At 74.8% G+C, this 1,880-nt stretch carries 1 protein-coding gene and 1 pseudogene; both read left to right on the top strand.

Annotated features, from left to right (window positions below):
- Positions 1-302, top strand: a pseudogene (locus tag AAHH18_RS18205) (methyl-accepting chemotaxis protein); the annotation flags it as partial.
- Positions 303-378: 76 nt separating this feature from the next.
- The coding region (gene dnaG / locus AAHH18_RS18200) for a DNA primase (protein WP_343302592.1) at positions 379-1,880 on the top strand (1,502 nt) is incomplete at its 3' end.

Genomic DNA, 1,880 nt, shown 5'->3' with positions numbered 1-1,880 from the left:
AGGGCGACACCACGGGTGCGGTGGCCGCGATCGGGGAGATCTCGCAGATCATCGCGTCGATCAACGACTACCAGCTGACGATCGCGTCGGCGGTGGAGGAGCAGACCGCCACGACCAACGAGATGTCCCGGTCGGTGGCCGAGGCCGCCACGGGGTCGGGGGAGATCGCCACGAACATCACCGGCGTCGCCTCCGCCGCGGCGTCGCAGTCCGACGTGCTGGGGCAGGTCGGTGTCTCGGTGGTGGAGCTCGCGCAGCTCTCCGCCGACCTCGAGGCCCGGGTGTCGCGCTTCCGGTACTGAGCGCCGGGCACGAGCCGCCGTCGGCCCGCTGGGGACGACGGCGGCTCGCCCGCTGCGGGGACCTAGGATCGTCCCCGTGGCGGGACGCATCCGGCGGGAGGACGTGCAGAGCGTCCGCGAGCGCGCCCGGATCGAGGACGTCGTCGGCGAGCACGTCGCGCTGAAGTCCGCCGGCGTCGGCTCGATGAAGGGCCTGTGCCCGTTCCACGACGAGAAGTCCCCGTCGTTCCACGTCCGCCCGCAGGTGGGGCTGTACCACTGCTTCGGGTGCGGCGAGGGCGGCGACGTCATCGACTTCATCCAGAAGATCGACGGGCTGCCGTTCACCGAGGCCGTCGAGTACCTGGCCGGCCGGGTCGGCGTGCAGCTCCGGTACGAGGAGGGCGGCGGACCGCGCCCGGGCCACGAGCCCGGCAAGCGGCAGCGGCTGCTGGAGGCGCACCGCGTCGCCGCGGAGTACTACGCCGAGCAGCTCCTCACGCCCGGCGCGGCGACCGCCCGGGCGTTCCTCGCGGAGCGCGGGTTCGACCGCGCGGCGGCGGAGCAGTTCGGCGTCGGCTACGCCCCCCAGGGCTGGGACTCCCTGCTGCGGCACCTGCGCGGCAAGGGGTTCACCGAGGCCGAGCTCACCGCGACGGGCCTCATGAGCCAGGGCAACCGCGGGCTCTACGACCGGTTCCGCGGGCGGCTGGTGTGGCCGATCCGGGAGGTCACGGGCGACGTCGTCGGGTTCGGCGCGCGCCGGCTGTTCGACGAGGACCAGGGCCCGAAGTACCTCAACACCCCGGAGACGGCGCTCTACAAGAAGTCCCAGGTGCTCTACGGCATCGACCTGGCCAAGCGCGAGATCGCGAAGAACAAGCAGGTCGTCGTCGTCGAGGGCTACACCGACGTCATGGCCATGCACCTGTCCGGCGTCGGGACCGCCGTCGCGACCTGCGGCACCGCGTTCGGGTCCGACCACGCGCGCGTCGTGCGGCGGCTCATGGGTGCGGGCGGGACGGGCAGCGGCATCCAGCTCGCGTCGGGGGAGTCCGTCGGCGGCGAGGTGGTCTTCACGTTCGACGGCGACTCCGCGGGCCAGAAGGCCGCGATGCGCGCGTTCGGGGAGGACCAGGCGTTCAGCGCGCAGACGTTCGTGGCGGTGGCCGACGGCGGCATGGACCCGTGCGAGCTCCGGCAGGCGCAGGGGCCGGACGCGGTGCGTGCGCTCGTGCGGTCCCGGCAGCCGCTGTTCCAGTTCGTCATCCGCACGACGCTCGAGGGGTTCGACCTGCACACCGCCGAGGGCCGGGTGGCCGCGCTGCGCGCCGCGGCGCCGATCCCGGGCGGCATCCGCGACACCGCGCTGCGGCCCGAGTACACCCGGATGCTCGCGGGCTGGCTCGGCATGGACGTGGAGACGGTGCAGCGGGCCGTGCAGCAGGGGTCCCGGGGCGGGCGGGGTGCGGGTCGCGAGGCCCCGCGGTCCGGTGGCTACGGCGACCGCACGGGGGAGCGCGTGCCCGCCGGGCGCGTCGCCGCCGGGCGGGCGTCGGGCAGCGGGGGCGGGCCGGCCGGCGGCGGTCCCCGCGCGGC

It is taken from the genome of Cellulomonas olei (assembly GCF_039548315.1).
Lineage (GTDB): Bacteria > Actinomycetota > Actinomycetes > Actinomycetales > Cellulomonadaceae > Cellulomonas.
This window is presented reverse-complemented; position numbering and strand designations above follow the sequence as displayed.